This is a genomic window from Curtobacterium sp. VKM Ac-1393, from assembly GCF_015350995.1.
GTDB lineage: Bacteria > Actinomycetota > Actinomycetes > Actinomycetales > Microbacteriaceae > Curtobacterium.
Genome location: NZ_JADKRW010000005.1, coordinates 1 through 17,667, shown reverse-complemented (window position 1 = coordinate 17,667; position 17,667 = coordinate 1). Strand labels below are relative to the sequence as shown.

Here is a 17,667-nt window from a genome sequence, read left to right as displayed (position 1 = left end):
GCCCGCGACGTCCGCGACGTCCGCCGACGGCGCTGCCGGACCCGCGCGGCCCCCGGACGGCGCTGCCGAACCCGGTCAGCCCCGGCGTTCCAGTGGGTTCTGGTACTCGAAGGCGTACCCGCCCGGTCCGTCCGAGGCGTCGTCGATCGGGTCGTCGAACCGGACGAGTTCGGCGTGGAAGCGCTCGGGGTCCCACCGGAACGAGTGGATCGACCCGTTGCTGATCGGCGTGCTGTGCCGGTCGGCGGTGCCCGGAGCGGCCTCGTTCACCACGCTCCGGATCACCGCGCCGTGGGTGGCGACGACCACGACACCGCCGTCGAAGCGCACCGCGATCTCGCCGAGCGTCTCGGTGATGCGGGCGAGCAGGGCTGCGCGGGACTCGCGTCCGGGGATGTCGTCGTGCGGGTAGCGCGCGGTGACCTCGGTGTCGGTGAGACCCTCGGCCTCGCCGTAGGAGCGCTCGGCCAAGCCGGGGTACGTCGTGGGTGCCGCGAGACCGAGCCGGTCGGCGATGATCGACCCCGTCTCGGCGGCGCGGGACAGCGGCGACGCGACGACGGCGTCGAACCGTCGGCGGGTGAGGAGTTCGGCGGCGTCCGCGGCCTGCCGCCGCCCCACGGCGTTGAGCGGGATGTCGGTGGACCCCTGGATGCGGCGTTGCGCGTTCCAGTCGGTCTCGCCGTGCCGGACCAGGTACAGGAGCGTCGTCACCCGTCGATCATCCCAGACGGCGGAGCAGACGCCGCAGGACCAGACGGCGGACCGGACCCCGCCGACCCCAGCCGCTCCGCCAGGTGCACGAGCGTCTCGGTGGTGCCGCCGTCGAGCTTCACCGCGGCACGGCGATCGCTCCGCGTGGCTCCGCGGTTCACGATGACCACCGGGTTCTTGCGGCGGGCGGCGTGGTCGACGAGTCGCACACCGGAGTTCACGGTGAGGGACGACCCCACCACGAGCAGTGCCTCGGCGTCGGCGACGATCGACACGGCTTCTTGGAACTTCTCGGTGGGCACGAACTCGCCGAAGAACACCACGTCGGGCTTGAGCATCCCGCCGCACACCGAGCAGTCCGGCACCACGAAGCGTTCGACGTCGGTGATCTCGACGTCGCCGTCGGGTTGCAGCTGCACCGAGCCTGGCTCGTCGATCCACGGGTTGGCGCGGTCGATCGTGGTGGCCAGGTCAGCACGGGAGAACACCTGCCCGCACGTCAGGCAGAGCGCGCGGTCCATCGAGCCGTGGATCTCGACCACGCGGCGGGACCCGGCCCGCAGGTGCAGGCCGTCGACGTTCTGCGTGATGACACCGGTCACGACGCCGGCGTCCTCGAGTGCGGCGAGCGCGCGGTGCCCCTCGTTCGGCCTGGCAGCGGCGAAGCTCCGCCAGCCGAGGTGCGAGCCCGCCCAGTAGCGCTGCCGTTTGGCGGAGTCGGCTCGGAACTCCTGGAAGGTCATGGGTTTCCGCACGATCCGTCCGGCGCCGCGGTAGTCGGGGATGCCCGAGTCGGTGCTCAGGCCGGCGCCGGAGAGGACCGCGACGCGCTTGCCGGCGAGCACCTCGACCACGCGATCGAGGTCCGCTGCGGTCGGCAAGCCGGTGGCCGCCCCGGTGGTCGGTCCGCTCGTCGACGCAGCATCATCCAGCACCCTGTTCACGGTACCCTCAACAGCCGACCGTCCCGGTCGCTTCCCGACGGGCGCGACGGAGCGAGACCAGCCGCGACACCGACCGGCGCACCGGCTGCGACACCGTCCGGCACACCACCCGCACCACACCGAAACGAGCCCCGTGCACCCCGTCCGCATCGAGTCCCTCGACGACCCCCGCCTCGACGACTTCGCCCGGCTGACCGACGTGGCGCTCCGCCGTGTGAGCGAACCCGAGGGCGGCCTGTACATCGCCGAGTCGAACACGGTCATCGAGCGTGCGGTCCGTGCGGGACACACGCCGCGGAGCATCCTGGTGCAGGAGAAGTGGCTCGACAGCGTCCTGCCACTGGTCGCGGACCACGACGGCCCCGTCTTCGTCGGCCCGGACGCCCTGCTCGAGGAGCTCACCGGCTTCCGCATGCACCGTGGCGCGATCGCCGCCGTGCAGCGCCCCGAGTTGCCGACCGTCGCCGAGGTGGTCCGTGACGCGAAGCTCGTCGTCGTGCTCGAGGACATCGTCGACCACACCAACGTCGGTGCCGTCTTCCGCAGCGTCGCCGGCCTCGGCGCCGACGCGGTGCTCGTCAGCCCGCGCTGCGCGGACCCGCTGTACCGCCGGAGTGTCCGGGTGAGCATGGGCACGGTCCTCCAGGTCCCGTGGACCCGCATCGGCGACTGGCCGGCTGCGGGCGAGGAGCTGCGCGAGCAGGGCTTCCACCTCGCCGCGATGGCGCTGACCGACGAGTCGGTCGACCTCGCCGAGTTCGTCCGCGACGTCCCCGGCAAGGTCGCGCTCGTCATGGGCACCGAGGGGCAGGGCCTGACGCCCGCCGCGATCGCATCCGCCGACACCACGGTGCGGATCCCGATGGCACACGGCGTCGACTCGCTCAACATCGCCGCGGCGAGCGCCGTCGGTCTGTGGGCGGTCACGCACGCCCAGCGGCTCGCCTCCTAGACACCCGACGAGCCGACCGGGAGGCCCGACCCGCGTCAGTCCTGCAGCAACCGTCCGGCGTGGATCACCAGGGCACGGTCGGTGCCCGGTTCGCCGACCAGGCACACGCCGACGGGTGCGCCGTCCACGGTGAGGGCGGGAGCGGTGACCGCCGGCAGGCCGCCGACACTCGCGAGGCTCGTCATCGCCGTGGTGGCGGTCCGGGTCCGTTCGAGCGCGGCGGCATCGGCGGCGATCAACGGTGCCGGCCCCGGGACCGTCGGGAACAGCAGGGTCCGTCCGGCGAGCGCGGTCCGGATGGCCGCTCGGACGTCGTCGAGGTGGGCCACGGCGTCGGCGGTGGCGGCGGGGTCGTTCGCCCGGGCTGCTGCGAACCGGTCGCCGACGACGGTGCTCAGGGCGCCGGGGTGGGCGTCGATCCATGCGCCGTGGGCAGCGACGGCCTCGGCGGCCTGCACGAGCCGCAGCAGTTCGCGCAGGTCGTCGAGGGGCGGGACCCCGAGGTCGGCGAGCTGCACGGCGCCGATGGGTTCGTCCTGTCCGGCGACGAACGCCGTGAAGGCCTCGGCGACGTCGGGCTCCACGAGGTCCAGGAGCTCAGCGGGCACGAGCAGCACGGACGCGGCGGGGGCTCCCGGGTTCGACGGCACCGTGGCGTCGAGCGCCGCGAGCAGGACGTCGGCGATCCGGGTGAGCCACCCCACCGTGTCGAACGACGGCGCCAGGGGGAGCAGGCCCTGACGGGAGACCGTGTCGTGGGTCGTCCGGAGGCCCCAGAGTCCCTGGTACGAGGCGGGGACCCGCACCGATCCCGCGGTGTCCGTGCCGATCCCGATCTCGGCCATGCCGAGACGGACGGCCGATGCGGATCCGCTGGACGAGCCTCCCGGCAGTCGGGTCGGGACCGCCCCGTTGGGCGGGGTGCCGTGGTGTTCGTTGCGACCCGTCAGGTTGTAGGCGAACTCGTCGGTGCGTGCGATGCCGCGGATCGACGCGCCGGCGTCGAGGAGCGCGGCGACGGCTGCGGCCGGCGTCGTCTGGACGGGGGACTCGCGCAGGTGGGTGGGGTTGCCGGCGCCGACGGGCTGGCCAGGGACGGCGTAGAGGTCCTTCACCGCCACGGTCAGTCCGTCGAGCGGGCCGTCGCCCGTCGCGGCGACGAGCGGATCGCCGACCGCGCGCCAGACGGTGGTGTCGAACGCCTTGGGACGGCCGGTGACGTGGGCCGCCTCGATGCGCCAGCGCGGTGCGACGTCGTCGCTGCCGCTGCCGCTACTCGTGTCGCTGTCGCGTCGCCACAGCTGGGTCTGGAGGCCCTGCCCACCCGCGGCGAACTCGGACACCGAGACGACGAGGGCGAGCCCGTCGGCCAGGGGGCGGACCTCGACGCGCGTCAGCGACCGGGTCCCGATCCCACCCCGTGCGCCGCGGAACGCGCTGATCGCGTCGTGCCCGACGAGCAGGCCGCGGTCGTCGCCGCGCATCGTGCCGGGGGCGTCGACGAAGGCGGCGTCGAGCGCGTCGAGGTCGTTCGCGGCGAGGGCGGCCTCGTAGGCGTCGAGGGCCGCGAGCAGGCCCTCCGGTGCCGCGGTGCTCGTGTCGGGCGTGGTCATCGTGCGGGCTCCTCGAAGTCGGCCTTGCGGATGCGGGCGTGCGCGCCGGTGACCAGGTCGACGACCTGCGAGATGTTGAAGTCCGTCGCCGCCGACAGGTAGGCGTACGCCAGGTGCGGTTCCATGCCCCATCGGGACCCGAGGATCGCGACGGCGTGCCGGACGCAGGCGCGGACGGCCTCGTCGAGGTCCGGGTCCATGCCGGTCGGCACGAGGAACTCGTGCGTCTCGACGAGCGGCCAGACGAGCTCGCCGAACTGCTGCGCCGCCCGGTCGGCCGGCGTCAGGTCGAACCGGATGGTGGCGCGGAGCGAGGCCTCGAGTGCGGTCAGCGCCACCTCGCCGTCGCCCTGCGCGAAGTGCGGGTCGCCGACGTACGCGAGCGCTCCGGGCACGAGGACCGGCAGGTGGAGCTGCGCGCCGACCTGCAGCAGGTTCACGTCGACGTTGCCACCGTGCCGGCCCGGCGGCACCGAGTGCAGGCGTTCGCCGGGGGTGGCGACGCCCATGATGCCGAGGAAGGGTGCGAGCGGGAAGTGCGCGAAGCGGTCGCGGGCACCGGTCAGGGGGATGCGACCCCGCTGGCCGTCGGCCGTCTCGACCACGTCGGCGAAGACGCTGACCGTGGTGCCGTCGACCGGGTACTCGCCGTGCAGGGCGCCGCGGCCGTGCCGGTTCGACACGACGCCGTAGTGCACCCGCGGCAGGGTCTCGAGGACGGTCATGGTGAGCACGTCGCCGGGTTCCGCGCCCGCGATCGCGATCGGACCCGAGACCACGTGCGGGCCGTCCGCACCCGGGTCGCGGTGACCGGACCGGGCGATCGCGACGGCGTCGTCCAGCACATGCTCGGGGGCGACCCCGTGCGACCCGAAGTACGCCAGGGGGTCGCTGCCCTGGTCGGGCAGGATCCCCTCGTGACTGACGGTGTCCATCGTGACGTCCTCACCGGGTGCGACGGTGATCGCCGGACGGTCGTCGGCGTTCGGCAGTCGGCCCCACAGGACCGTGCCGGGATCGACGGGCAGGTAGCGGGTGGACCGGATCGGGCCGGCGCCGGGCTGCAGGGTCGGGATCGCCGGGGTGTGCGTGGTCATCGGTCGGCCTTCCGTTCGACGAGGTGGGCGACGTCGGCGAGGTGTGCGGTCATCGCGTCACGCGCGCCGTCCTCGTCGTGACGTCGGATGCAGTCGAGGATCCGTTCGTGCCAGACGAACGACGAGCGGCGGCCTTCGCTGGTGCTGTGCGACCGGGCACGGACGTCCTGCACCCAGCCGCTGCTGAGCTCGCACAGCGACACCAGCAGCGGGTTGCCCGAGGCACGCGCGACCTGCACGTGGAAGGCGACGTCCTGGGCCAGCGACTCCTCGGGGCTGAGCCCCGCGTGCGTGGCGGCGAGGATGCGTTCGAGGGCGAGCAGGTCCGCTTCGCCGGCACGGACGGCGGCGAGACCGGCGACCCTCGGTTCGACCACCGCGCGGAACTCGGCGACGTGCTCGGCCCGCCGTGCCAGGTCGTCACCGTGGGCTGCGCCGGTCTGCTGCTCGAGCAGGGCCGTCGCCTCCTCGGAGCGCGGCAGCACGACGGTGCCACGGCCGGGTGTCCGCGAGACCAGCCGGCGGCGCTCGAGCTCCTGCATGGCCTCACGCACCGTGGTGCGGGACACGGCGAGGTCCTCGGCCAGGGTCCGTTCCGGCGGGAGCTTGTCGCCGGGTGCCAGGTCCTCGAGCACCAGACGGGCCAGGTGCGCGGCGGTCGCGGCGCTCAGGGTGCGGCCTCTCTGCATGGCAGGAGCCTACGGCCATTGGTCCGCTTGGTTCATTGGTACGACCAACTTTTACACGCTCGTCACACGCGACGTCGGAGCCGGAAACACGGCGGGCGAAGGGTGGGTCTCACGTCCGATCCGACCCGATCCGAGGAAGCACCACCATGGACCTGATCCTGCGCACGGCCCGCCTGACCGACGGCCGCCTGGTCGACGTCCACGTCGCCGACGGCACCATCGTCCGCGTCACCGAAGCGGGCACCGAGGTCGCCGAAGCGGGCACGGAGGTCGAGCCGACCGACGCGGCGCACGTCGTGGACTGTGCCGGTCGCGTCGTGATCCCGGGGCTCATCGAAGCGCACCTGCACGTCGACAAGGCCCTGCTCGACCGCGAACGCCCGAACCCCGACGGCACCCTCGCCGGCGCGATCGCGGTGACGGGGGAGCTCAAGCGCGGCTTCACGCACGACGCCGTGCGCGACCGCGCCCGCACCCTGCTCGACCAGGCGATCACCAACGGCACGACACTCGTCCGGGCACACCCCGACGTCGACCCCGTCGTCGGACTGACCGGCGTCGAGGTGCTCCTCACCCTGCGCGACGAGTACCGCGACGCCCTGGACCTGCAGATCGTCGCGTTCCCGCAGGAGGGCATCGCGAAGGCGCCCGGCACGCTCGCCCTGCTCCGCCAGGCGCTCGCCGCCGGGGCCGACGTGATCGGTGGCTGCACCTACAACGAGGCGACCCTGGCCGCGTGCCACGAGCACGTCGAGACCGTCCTCGACCTGGCCGAGGAGTTCGACGTGCCGGCCGACCTGCACGCCGACTTCGCCGACGACACGTCCGACCCGCGCTTCGCCCTCGCCGGGCACATCGCCGACCGGGTCGCCGCTCGCGGACTGCACGACCGGGTCGCCCTCGGACACGTGACCTCGCTGGCGAGCCTGCCGCCGGTCTCGCGCGGCGCCGTGCTCGCGAGACTCGCGGCAGCCGGTGTCGCGGTGGTGCCGCTGCCCGCCACGGACCTGCACCTCGGCGGTCGCTCGGACGACCGGGACGTCCGCCGCGGGGTCGTCCCGGTACGCGAGCTCTGGGACGCCGGCGTCACGAGCGCCTACTCGTCGAACAACATCCGCAACGCGTTCACGCCGTTCGGCAACGCGGACCTGCTCGACATCGGGTTGCTGCTCGCGCAGGTGGGGCACCTGTCCGGCCCGGACGACCTCGGGCGCGTGCTCGAGATGGCCACGTCGTCCGCAGCCCGCGTCGTCGGCGTCGCCGACACCCACGGCATCCGGCCGGGAGCCGCCGCCGACCTCGTCGTCCTGTCGACGACCGACCCGGCGGGTGTCCTGCTCGACCGTCCCGACCGGAACATCGTGTTCAAGCGCGGCCGCGTCGTCGCGGAGACCACCCGGACGACCCGCCTCACCACCCGATCGAAGGAGCTCACCCATGCGTGAACGGATCCCGCACGAGATCGTCGCCTCGGTCCTCGCCGGCACCACGGCGTTCATCGGCGGCAACGCGCTGCACCTGCCCACCTGGGCGATCTTCATCAGCTGGGCGGGGATGTTCCTGCTCGGGCCGACGCCCACGCTCCGGAACGCCACCCGGCTCTGGCCGGCGATGCCGATCGGGTCAGCCTTCGGCCTCGTGATCGTGCTGCTCGACCAGCGGTTCGGCACAGTGCTCGGCGAGGGGCAGGCCGCGCAGAACACCGTGCTCGCGCTGCTCATCCTGGTCGTCAACTGCGCCCTGATGTACACGGGTCGGACGCGGCTGTTCGGGCTCGTGCCCGGCATGTTCCTCGGCTTCGCGTCGTTCTTCGCGACGTGCTTCGGAGGCTTCGGGTTCGATCCGGGCAACGCCTGGGCGGCGTGGGCGTCGGTCGTCGCGATGAACGCGCTCGGCCCGGTGTTCGCGTACCTGTCCCGGCGGCTGACGTTCGCGCGGCCGACGCCGACCGCAGCGACGATGGACACGCCCACGACGACCCCGGCCGCCGAGCTGCCGGTCGCAGCCCGGGTCTAGGGACCGACCGGTACGCTCGGTTCCCGTGTCACGAGTCGTCCGTCGCCCCCGCTCCGCCGTCCGGAGGCCCGTGACGATCGCCGTCGTCGCGGTCCTGGTGCTCGTCGCCGGGTACCTCGTGGCCGCGGCCGTCGTGCCGTTCGGTCCGGCGAGCGCGTCGACCACCACGTACTCGGCCCCCACCTCGAGTGTCCCGGCACTGCGCTTCCCCGGCTACGGCGCCACCGCGGTCGAGGCCACGGACTTCCCGGAGAGCCTGCGCACGAGCGGTGACACGAAGCCCCGGTCGATCGCGAGCATCACCAAGATCGTCACGGCACTCGTGGTCCTCGACGAGAAGCCGATGGAACGCGGGCAGTCCGGACCGGCGATCACCTTCACGCCGAAGATGGAGTCGCTCTACGCCAAGTACGCGGCGATGAACGGCGAGGTCGCCCCGATGCCAGCCGGCCTGAAGCTCACCGAGCACCAGGCGTTCCAGGTCATGCTCATGAAGTCGGCGAACAACTACGCCGGGGCCCTCGCCATCTGGGCCTTCGGGTCGATCGCCGAGTACGAACAGGCGGCGTCGAAGTGGCTCGACGAGCACGGTCTCGACGACACCACGATCCACGAGCCGACGGGTCTCGATCCGCAGAACACCTCGACCGCGACCGACCTGGTGGACCTCGGACAGCTGGCACTCGCGAACCCCGTGGTCAAGGAGATCGTCGGCACCGAGGACGTCACGATCCCGACCGTCGGCGCGATCGAGAACTCGAACAAGCTGCTCGGCATGGACGGCGTCGAGGGCATCAAGACCGGCACCCTCGACGAAGCCGGTGCCTGCCTGCTGTTCGCCGCGACCTACGAACGGGGCGGCCGCGACGTCACCGTCATCGGCGTGATGCTCGGTGGCGTCGACCACGACTCGCTCGACGTCGACGTGCAGCGCTTGCTGCGCTCGGTCGCCGACAACTTCCAGGTGGTGCCCCTGACCCACGCCGGGCAGACGTTCGGGACGTTCTCGACCCCCTGGCAGGACGAGGCCGACGCGGTCACCGCGAAGGCCGCCGAGGTCCTGGTCTGGGGCAAGACGAAGGTCCGCGCGACGGCGCACCTCGACCAGGTGACCCTCGGGACGAAGGGCGAGCGGGTCGGGACCGTCCGCTTCACCGTCACTGACCACGACCCGGTGACGGTGCCGCTCGTGCTCGAACGGACGATCGACGATCCCGGCGTCTGGTGGCGCTGGACGAACCCGTTCCAGGGCTGACGGTGCTCGCGCTCTGACGCGCACCACCCGGAGTCCGTAGTGTCGGACGCGTGACGACGACGACGTTCCCACGGTCCACCCCTTCCGCCCTCGACATCGACGCGCGCGGCGTGCTCGCGTTCGTCGACGCCCTCGAGTCGACACCCGGCGTCGAGCCGCACAGCCTGGTGCTGCTCCGGCACGGCCAGGTCGCTGCCGAAGGGTGGTGGCAGCCGTACGCGGCCGACCGGGTGCACCTGCTCTACTCGCTGAGCAAGAGCTTCACCGCAGCGGCCGTCGGCATCGCCGTGCGTGAGGGACTGATCGACCTCGACGCCACCGCGCTGTCGTACTTCCCCGAACTCGACGCCGACATCACGGACGAGCGCAGCCGCCGCATCCGGGTGCGACACCTGCTCGCGATGGCGAGCGGCCACCGTGAGGAAGCGCTCGACCGTGCCCGCGCCGCCGACCCGACGAACCTCGTCCGCGGCTTCCTGCTGACGCCACCGGACGAGGAGCCCGGCACCGTCTTCGCCTACAACCAGCCGTGCACGTACACGCTCGCCGCCCTCGTCCGACGGGTCAGTGGTGGGTCCCTCGTCGACTACCTGCGCCCCCGGCTGCTCGACCCGCTCGGCATCGACGACCTCGCCTGGCGCCGCGACGAGTCCGGCGCCGAGCTCGGCTTCAGCGGGTGCTACGCCCCGACGTCGGCGATCGCGGCGCTCGGTCAGCTGTACCTGCAGCGCGGCGTCTGGGACGGCGAGCGGCTCCTCGACGAGGACTGGGTCGCCGCCGCGACGAGCACACAGGTCGAGAACCCGGGCGAGGAGAACCCGGACTGGTCGCAGGGCTACGGGTTCCAGTTCTGGATGGCCCGCCACGGTTTCCGCGGCGACGGCGCCTACGGTCAGTTCTGCGTCGTCCTGCCGGAGCACGACGTCGTCCTCGCGATCACGGGACAGAGCCTCGACATGCAGGCGGTCCTCGACGCGGCCTGGCAACACCTGCTGCCCGCCGTCGACCGTCCGTCCGACACGGGTGCGGACACCGCCCTGGAGGCCCGGCTCGCCTCCCTGGGACTGCCTCCGGTGCAGGGCGGTCGCCTTCCCGAGCACCTCGCCGACGTCGAGCTCCGGTCGCGTCCCGGCGGGATCCTCGATGCCGTCACGCTCGCACGTGACGCAGACGGGATCCGCCTGACCATCACCGACGACGGCCGGTCGGAGTCCGTGCCGCTCGGCGAAGGACGGTGGGCGGTCGAGGGCGCCCTCGCGGCGAGTGCGGCGACCGAGCCGGAGGGCAGCGTGCTCGTCGCGCTCCGCTTCCTGGAGACGCCGCACCTGCTGCACCTGCGCATCGACCTCGACGCAGGCACCGTGGGGGCGAAGTGGAAGACCGAGCCGCTGCACGACGGCCCGATGACGCTCCGTCGCCCGGTTGACTGACCGTTACGGGGTGTCGGACCGGTGCTCGACGACGTCCTGCAAGTCCGGGCGCTTGGCGGAGACACCGTCGCCCGACGAGGTGTGCTTGATCCGCCGGACGACCCACGGCATGAGGTACTCCTTCGCCCAGCCGAGGTCCTCCGCACGGGACTCACGCCACGGCCGGGCCTCGAGCGGCTCCGGGTTGAACGGTTCCAGGCCGTGCGGGACGCCGAGGGTGTCGAGCACCGCGGCGGCGATCGTGGCGTGTCCGGTGGGGGAGTGGTGCAGCCGGTCCGGTGCCCACATCCGCGGGTCGCGGAGCACCCGGAGGGCCCACATGTTCGCCACCAGGGCCCCGTGCTTCAGCGCGATGGCGTGCAGGTTCTCGTTGTAGATAGCCGTCTTGCCGCGCACCATGCCGAGCACCGGCGTCATGCCGACGTCCGGGCCGGTGAACAGCACCACCGTGGCGCCGTCGCTCCGCAGCCGGGCCACCATGGCGTCCACTCGCTCGGCGAGTTCGTCCGGATCGGAGCCCGGCCGGATGATGTCGTTGCCACCGGCCGACACCGTGACCAGGTCCGGGCGGAGGGCGAGCGCCGGCTCCACCTGCTCGTCGATGATCTGCTGCAGCAGCCGCCCGCGGATCGCCAGGTTGGCGTACGCGAAGTCGTCGGACCCGTGGGCGAGCACCTCGGCCACCCGGTCCGCCCAGCCCCGGTTCCCCCCGGGCACAGTGGGGTCGGGGTCGCCGATCCCCTCGGTGAACGAGTCACCGATCGCGACGTACCTGGACCACGGATGACGATCTGACACGCTCCGGACCATAGTCTCGTGCCATGACGAAGGCCAACACGGGCGCGGACGCCGGGACGGGTGCAACCGCGTGGACGGTGCCGGAGAACCTCCTCGCCCGCATCGCCGAGCGGGCCCCCGGGTACGACGCCGCGAACGCGTTCTGCGCCGAGGACCTCGACGAGCTCCGGGCAGCCGGGTACCTGCGCATCGGGGTCCCCGTGGAGCAGGGCGGCTCCGGACTCGGCCTCCGCGGCACGGTGGGCGTCCAGCGGACCCTCGCCCAGGCCGCGCCGGCGACGGCGCTCGGCCTCGGCATGCACCAGGTGTGGGTCCAGGCGGCGCGCGCCGTCACCGCGCGAGGTGAGTCGTTCCTCCAGGCCGTCACCGACCACGCGGCGGACGGCCACCTGCTCGCCTTCGGGGTGAGCGAACCCGGCAACGACGCCGTCCTGTTCGACTCGTCGACGACGGCGGAGCCGGACGGCGCCGGCGGGTACCGCTTCACCGGCACCAAGGTGTTCACCTCGCTCGCACCGGCGTGGGACGTCCTGAGCGTCTTCGGCAAGGACACGTCCGGAGCGGAACCGCGGCTCGTGCACGGCTTCGTGCTCCGGTCCGACGGCGACGTCGAGCACCTGGACGACTGGGACACCCTCGGCATGCGAGCGACGCAGAGCCGCACCACGAGGCTGCACGGCGTGCACGTTCCGGCCGAGCGCATCGTCCGGTCGCTGCCCGTCGGGCCGAACCAGGACCCGCTCGTGTTCGGGGTCTTCGCCGCCTTCGAACTCCTCATCGCGTCGGTGTACGTCGGGATCGCCGAGCGGGCCATCGCGCTGGCGACGTCCGCCGTCGGCCGCCGCATGTCCGCCGACGGTTCGCTCCGGTCGCAGGACCCCGACGTCCGACGCACGATCGCAGACCTGCGGGGCACGGTCGACGCGATCACGCTGCAGGTGGACGCCCTCGCCCGCTCGGTGGACGAACTCGACGACCTCGGCGCCCGGTGGTTCCCGCTGCTCGTCGGCACGAAGGCCAGGGCGGTGGACACGGCGCAGCACGTCGTGGACGAGGCGATGCGGGTCGTCGGCGGCTCGGCGTTCCGGTCGTCGAGCGAGCTCGCGCGCCTGGCGCGGGACGTCCGGGCCGGGCAGTACCACCCGTCGTCCCGGGACTCGGCGGCGCGCACCCTCGCGGCGTCCGTGCTCGGCCCGCCCGCCTGACGCGCGCGCCCACGGCCGGTGCGGGTCCCGCTCGCGGAGCCGCACGAAGCGGTCGACCTCGCACGGTGCCGGCTCGAACGAGCGCTGGCACGGCGATGTCGGTGGTGCGTGGCAGCATCTCGGTGTGAGCAAGCAGGACGGAAGCAACCGGCTCGTCTCCGACGCCCCGGTGGACGATGCCTCGGCGACCGTGCTGCACGTCGACATGGACGCCTTCTTCGCGTCCGTCGAACTGCTCGACCGACCCGATCTGGTGGGGCTGCCGGTCATCGTCGGCCACGACTCCGACCGGTCCGTGGTCACCGCGGCGACGTACGAGGCCCGCAAGTACGGCGTGAACTCCGCGATGCCGATGGCCATCGCGAAGCGACGTTGCCCGAACGCGGTCATCGTCGAGCCACACTTCGAGAAGTACCGCGACCAGTCCGCGGCGGTGATGGCGATCTTCGACCGCTTCACCCCGCGGGTCGAGCGGCTCGGCATCGACGAAGCCTTCCTCGACGTCGCCGGCGCGCTCCGGCTGTACGGCACGCCGTGGGAGATCGGTCAGGCGATCCGGCGCACGGTCCACGCCGAGACGGGCTTGCACTGTTCGGTCGGTGCCGCGTCGACGAAGTTCGTGGCGAAGCTCGCGTCGAGCCGGTCCAAGCCGAACGGGCTGCTGGTCGTGCCCGCTGCCGACACCATCGCGTTCCTGCACCCGCAGCCGGTCTCCGCGCTGTGGGGCGTCGGCGGCAAGACGCAGGAGACCCTCGAGCGCCGGGGGATCCGCACCGTCGGCGACCTGGCGAACACCCCGCTCGGGTCACTCGTCTCCGCGCTCGGACCCGCCGGCGGCCAGCGCCTGCACGATCTGTCCTGGGGGCGCGACCCACGGGTCGTCGACACCGGGGTGGGCGAGAAGTCCATCGGGCACGAAGTCACGTTCGGCCACGACCTGACCGAGCGGGACGACGTCGCGCGCGAACTCCTGCGCCTCGCCGACAAGGTCGCCGTCCGCCTGCGCCACGCGGACGTGCAGGCCCGCACGGTCGCGCTCAAGGTCCGGTACACCGACTTCACCACGCTGACCCGGTCGCGCACCCTCGCCGAGCCGACCGACGTCGCCAAGCGGCTGCACCGCGAAGCCGTCGAGCTGTACGACGTGCTGCACCGACCAGGCAACCGGATCCGACTCATCGGCGTCCGCGGTGAGAACCTCGTGCCGGCCGCGGCGAGCAACGCGCTGTGGGACGACGACGCGCCGTGGCGCGACACCGAGACCACGGTCGACGCAGTCGCGGCGCGGTTCGGTGCAGGCGTGCTGCGACCGGCATCGCTGGTCCGTCGGACCCCCGACGGCCACGTCCCGCATGCCAGGCAGGACTGACGGTGGCGGTAGAATCGGGTCCAGTGAGCGCAGCGGAGTACGAAGAGCAGCAGCCCGCCACGCTGTGGGCCGAGTCGGGGGACGACCGGGCCGGAGACGGTGCGGGGTCGCCGTCGTCGGCACACGCCGAAGCGGCGGCGCGAGACGAAGCCGATGCAGCCGCCCTGGCCGAGGCTGCGGGCAACTCCGCCGTCCAGCACCTGTCGCCGGCGTTCCCGGACCGCGCCGCGTGGGGCACCGCGTCGAAGCTCCGCGCCTGGCAGGTCGAAGCCCTGACGAAGTACTTCGAGACCGAGCCGCGCGACTTCCTCACCGCCGCGACACCCGGCGCCGGCAAGACGACCTTCGCGCTCCGCCTGGCCACCGAGCTGCTGGCGCGCGGCACCGTCGACCGCATCGTGGTCGTCGCCCCGACCGAGCACCTCAAGCGGCAGTGGGCCGACTCGGCCGACCGCGTGGGCATCCGGATCGACCCGATGTTCAAGAACGGTGACGGCATGTTCGGCCGGCACTACCAGGGCGTCGCGATCACGTACGCCCAGGTCGGCATGAACCCCGAGGTGCACCAGAAGATCACCGCGAGCGGCCGTACGCTCGTGGTCCTCGACGAGGTCCACCACGGCGGCGATGCCCTGACCTGGGGTGACGGCATCAGAGAGGCCTTCTCCGGAGCCACCCGTCGCCTGTCGCTGTCCGGCACGCCCTTCCGGTCCGACACCGCGCCGATCCCGTTCGTCCAGTACGCCCCCGACGAGCAAGGCATCCGCACCTCGATCTCCGACTACAACTACGGCTACGGCCGTGCGCTCAAGGACGGCGTCGTCCGACCGGTGCTGTTCATGGCCTACGCCGGCCAGATGCGCTGGAAGACCCGGATGGGCGACGAGATGTCGGCGTCCCTCGGCGAACAGGTCACGAAGGACATCACCGCCCAGGCGTGGCGCACCGCGCTGTCACCAGAGGGCGAGTGGATGCCCGCGGTGCTCTCCGCAGCCGACAAGCGCCTGACCGAGGTGCGCCGCGGCGTGCCGGACGCCGGTGGTCTGGTCATCGCGACGGACACCACGACGGCCCGCGCGTACGCCCGCATCCTGCAGCAGATCACGGGGGAGCGGCCGACGGTCGTGCTCTCGGACGAGGCCGCCGGGTCGAGCCGGATCAGCGCCTTCGCCGACGACACTTCGCGGTGGATGGTCGCCGTGCGCATGGTGTCCGAGGGTGTCGACGTCCCGCGGCTCTGCGTCGGCGTGTACGCCACGAGCGCGAGCACCCCGCTGTTCTTCGCCCAGGTGATCGGCCGCTTCGTGCGTGCCCGACGCCGCGGTGAGACCGCGAGTGTCTTCCTGCCGAGCGTGCCCGGCCTGATGGCGCTGGCGGCGACCCTCGAGCTCGAACGCGACCACGCCCTCGACCGTCCCAAGGACGCCGACGACGGCATGTACAACCCCGAAGACGCCATGGTCGCCGAGGCCAACAAGGAAGACCGTGCGTCCGAGAGCCTGCTCGAGGTCCAGCCGTTCGAGGCGCTCGACTCCCAGGCGTCGTTCGACCGGGTCCTCTACGACGGCGGTGAGTTCGGCACCGGCGGCGAGGTCGGTTCGCTCGAGGAGCTCGACTTCATCGGCATCCCCGGGCTGCTGGAACCCGACCAGGTCCGCGACCTGCTCCGGGCCCGCCAGGCGACCCAGGCCAAGCGGTCCAAGGGCCGCGCGGTCAAGGACGGGCAGCCGAAGGCCGCCGAGCCCGAGAACCGCCCGATGTACATGACCATCAAGGAGCAGCGGACCGAGCTCGCGCGGCTCGTGTCGATCTGGTCCCGCCACTCGAACGAACCCCACGGCTCGATCCACGCAGAACTCCGGCGGATCAGCGGCGGTCCGGCCGTGGCACAGGCGAGCATCGAACAGATCCAGAAGCGCATCGACGTCTTGCGCTCGCGCATCGGCGGACGCCGGTGACCCGCGCGTGATCGAGCCGGTCGACGATCGCACCTGGTACGTCAAACGCGACGCAGAAGCGTCACCCGAGGCGATCATCGACCGCTTCGCCGGGGGCTACCGGTTGCGACGGTTCTCGCTGACCGAGTCCCGACGCACCCCGCACGGGGTCTACACGGGCCTCGACATCGCCGAGACGGCCTGGTGGCGGCTCCGCGACAGGCCGCGCAGCTCATGACGCGCCAAGCCAAAGTCCGGTAGACCGGAGGAATGGCAGACTCGATCCCCCACGTCCTCGTCCTCGGCGGCGGCTCCGCTGGCTACAGCACCGTCAAGCAGCTGCAGAAGCACGCCGCGACCGTGCCCATGCGCATCACGCTCGTGGACCAGAACACCTACTACACGTACCTGCCGTTCCTGCCCGAGGTCGCCGGCGGCCACATCGCCCCGAAGGACGTGACCGTCGAGCTGCGTCGTGCGCTCCGCAAGACGCGCGTCATCCAGGGCAAGGTCACCGGCATCTCGTCGGCGGACAAGACCGTCTCGATCGCGACCGCCGGTGGCGACGACCGCACGCTCGGCTACGACCAGCTCGTCGTCGCGCTCGGTTCCGTCACCCGTACCTTCCCGACCCCCGGGCTCGAGGAGTACGGCGTCGGCTTCAAGAGCGTGGAAGAGGCCGCCTACGTGCGCGCCAAGCTCCTCGACAACATCGCCAAGGCCGCTGCCACGCGTGACGAGGACGAGCGTCGTCGCCTGCTCACCAGCGTCTTCGTGGGCGGTGGCTACACGGGCGTCGAGGCGATCGGCGAACTCTTCGACGTCTCGCAGGCCGCCATCAAGACCTACCCGTCGCTCGCGGGGGAGCAGCCTCGATGGGTCCTCATCGACGCGCTCGACCGCGTGGCTCCGGAGGTCGGCCCGGAGCTCTCCAAGTGGACGCTCGAGTCGCTCCGCGCCCGGGGCATCGACGTCCGGCTGAAGACCACCATGCCGAGCGCCGAGGGCGGCATCGTGAAGCTGTCCGACGGCGACGAGATCCCGACCGGGCTGCTCGTCTGGACCGCCGGCGTGAAGCCGAACCCGCTGCTCGACGCGTCCGACCTGCCCCGCGGTCCGAAGGGCCACCTCGCTGCGAACGCAAAGCTCCAGGTCGAGGCCGAGGACACCCACGCGGTCGTCCCCGGCGTCTGGGGCCTCGGTGACGTCGCACAGGTGCCCGACCTGACCGCCGACAAGCAGCCGGCGTTCTACCCGCCGAACGCGCAGAACGCCGTGCGTCAGGCCGTCGTCGCGGCGGACAACGTCGTCGCGACGATCACCGGCAAGCCCCTCGAGGAGTACCGCCACCCCTCGATCGGCACCGTCGCGTCGTACGGCGTCGCCAAGGGTGCCGCCAACATCAAGGGCATCAAGATGACGAACCTGCTCGCGTGGCTCGCCCACCGCGCGTACCACGTGTACGCGATGCCGACGCTGAACCGCAAGGCACGCATCATCATCGGTTGGGTCACCGGCGCCGTGTCGGGTCGCGACGCGACCTCGCTGATCAAGGAGACGGACCCGCGACGCAACTTCGTCGAGGCGTCGAAGTCCTAGACGCGACCACCTGACGGACGGGAGGCGCGGTGCCAGCTGGCACCGAGCC

Annotated in this window: 16 protein-coding genes; 10 read left to right on the top strand and 6 right to left on the bottom strand. The window is 72.2% G+C overall.

What is annotated here, in order from left to right:
• Positions 1 to 75: 75 nt before the first annotated feature.
• Both ITJ59_RS11930 and ITJ59_RS11925 read right to left on the bottom strand, forming a co-directional pair.
• On the bottom strand, positions 76 to 714 hold the full coding sequence (locus tag ITJ59_RS11930; RefSeq protein ID WP_194651323.1) for a histidine phosphatase family protein: 639 nt from the start codon (positions 712 to 714) through the stop codon (positions 76 to 78).
• On the bottom strand, positions 711 to 1,649 hold the full coding sequence (locus ITJ59_RS11925; protein ID WP_416354863.1) for a Sir2 family NAD-dependent protein deacetylase: 939 nt from the start codon (positions 1,647 to 1,649) through the stop codon (positions 711 to 713). Before ITJ59_RS11925 ends, ITJ59_RS11930 begins: the two co-directional genes overlap by 4 nt.
• A gap of 142 nt (positions 1,650 to 1,791) precedes the next feature.
• Between ITJ59_RS11925 and ITJ59_RS11920 the strand changes: the two genes are divergently transcribed.
• Complete coding sequence (locus tag ITJ59_RS11920) at positions 1,792 to 2,610, top strand: TrmH family RNA methyltransferase (protein ID WP_194651322.1); 819 nt, start codon at positions 1,792 to 1,794, stop codon at positions 2,608 to 2,610.
• A 35-nt stretch (positions 2,611 to 2,645) separates the two neighbouring features.
• On the opposite strand, the gene ITJ59_RS11915 is transcribed toward ITJ59_RS11920, so the two are convergent.
• The 3 genes from ITJ59_RS11915 to ITJ59_RS11905 are packed head-to-tail and all read right to left on the bottom strand — an operon-like array spanning position 2,646 to position 6,009.
• Complete coding sequence (locus tag ITJ59_RS11915; RefSeq protein WP_194651321.1) at positions 2,646 to 4,223, bottom strand: AtzH-like domain-containing protein; 1,578 nt, start codon at positions 4,221 to 4,223, stop codon at positions 2,646 to 2,648.
• Complete coding sequence (locus ITJ59_RS11910; protein ID WP_194651320.1) at positions 4,220 to 5,320, bottom strand: acetamidase/formamidase family protein; 1,101 nt, start codon at positions 5,318 to 5,320, stop codon at positions 4,220 to 4,222. The genes ITJ59_RS11915 and ITJ59_RS11910 overlap by 4 nt, the downstream gene beginning before the upstream one ends.
• Complete coding sequence (locus ITJ59_RS11905) at positions 5,317 to 6,009, bottom strand: FadR/GntR family transcriptional regulator (RefSeq protein ID WP_194651319.1); 693 nt, start codon at positions 6,007 to 6,009, stop codon at positions 5,317 to 5,319. Before ITJ59_RS11905 ends, ITJ59_RS11910 begins: the two co-directional genes overlap by 4 nt.
• Before the next feature lie 146 nt (positions 6,010 to 6,155).
• On the opposite strand from ITJ59_RS11905, the gene ITJ59_RS11900 reads away from it, so the two are divergent.
• Genes ITJ59_RS11900 through ITJ59_RS11885 form a run of 4 tightly spaced genes read left to right on the top strand, consistent with a single transcriptional unit; the run spans position 6,156 to position 10,710 of the window.
• Positions 6,156 to 7,454, top strand: a complete 1,299-nt coding sequence (locus ITJ59_RS11900; protein WP_194651318.1) for an amidohydrolase family protein — start codon at positions 6,156 to 6,158, stop codon at positions 7,452 to 7,454.
• The gene (locus tag ITJ59_RS11895) at positions 7,447 to 8,025 is read left to right on the top strand and encodes a DUF1097 domain-containing protein (protein ID WP_194651317.1); all 579 of its coding nucleotides are present in this window, start codon (positions 7,447 to 7,449) and stop codon (positions 8,023 to 8,025) included. The genes ITJ59_RS11900 and ITJ59_RS11895 overlap by 8 nt, the downstream gene beginning before the upstream one ends.
• Before the next feature lie 25 nt (positions 8,026 to 8,050).
• Positions 8,051 to 9,280: a D-alanyl-D-alanine carboxypeptidase family protein gene (locus ITJ59_RS11890; RefSeq protein WP_194651316.1), complete on the top strand. Its 1,230-nt coding sequence runs from the start codon at positions 8,051 to 8,053 to the stop codon at positions 9,278 to 9,280.
• A gap of 50 nt (positions 9,281 to 9,330) precedes the next feature.
• The gene (locus tag ITJ59_RS11885; RefSeq protein ID WP_194651315.1) at positions 9,331 to 10,710 is read left to right on the top strand and encodes a serine hydrolase domain-containing protein; all 1,380 of its coding nucleotides are present in this window, start codon (positions 9,331 to 9,333) and stop codon (positions 10,708 to 10,710) included.
• Positions 10,711 to 10,713: 3 nt separating this feature from the next.
• On the opposite strand, the gene ITJ59_RS11880 is transcribed toward ITJ59_RS11885, so the two are convergent.
• On the bottom strand, positions 10,714 to 11,508 hold the full coding sequence (locus ITJ59_RS11880) for an SGNH/GDSL hydrolase family protein (protein WP_194651314.1): 795 nt from the start codon (positions 11,506 to 11,508) through the stop codon (positions 10,714 to 10,716).
• Positions 11,509 to 11,531: 23 nt separating this feature from the next.
• Between ITJ59_RS11880 and ITJ59_RS11875 the strand changes: the two genes are divergently transcribed.
• The 5 genes from ITJ59_RS11875 (at position 11,532) to ITJ59_RS11855 (ending at position 17,618) form a co-directional block, all read left to right on the top strand.
• Positions 11,532 to 12,713 carry an acyl-CoA dehydrogenase family protein gene (locus ITJ59_RS11875; RefSeq protein WP_194651313.1) on the top strand — a complete coding sequence of 394 codons (1,182 nt, stop codon included), beginning with the start codon at positions 11,532 to 11,534 and terminating at the stop codon, positions 12,711 to 12,713.
• 124 nt (positions 12,714 to 12,837) lie between these two features.
• A complete protein-coding gene (dinB, locus tag ITJ59_RS11870) occupies positions 12,838 to 14,082 on the top strand; it encodes a DNA polymerase IV (protein ID WP_194651312.1) in 1,245 nt (414 codons plus the stop codon).
• A 164-nt stretch (positions 14,083 to 14,246) separates the two neighbouring features.
• Positions 14,247 to 16,040, top strand: a complete 1,794-nt coding sequence (locus tag ITJ59_RS11865; protein ID WP_194651811.1) for a DEAD/DEAH box helicase — start codon at positions 14,247 to 14,249, stop codon at positions 16,038 to 16,040.
• 7 nt (positions 16,041 to 16,047) lie between these two features.
• Positions 16,048 to 16,257 (top strand): hypothetical protein, encoded by a 210-nt coding sequence (locus tag ITJ59_RS11860; RefSeq protein ID WP_194651311.1) that lies wholly within the window; start codon positions 16,048 to 16,050, stop codon positions 16,255 to 16,257.
• A gap of 32 nt (positions 16,258 to 16,289) precedes the next feature.
• On the top strand, positions 16,290 to 17,618 hold the full coding sequence (locus ITJ59_RS11855) for an NAD(P)/FAD-dependent oxidoreductase (RefSeq protein WP_194651310.1): 1,329 nt from the start codon (positions 16,290 to 16,292) through the stop codon (positions 17,616 to 17,618).
• Positions 17,619 to 17,667: the final 49 nt, after the last annotated feature.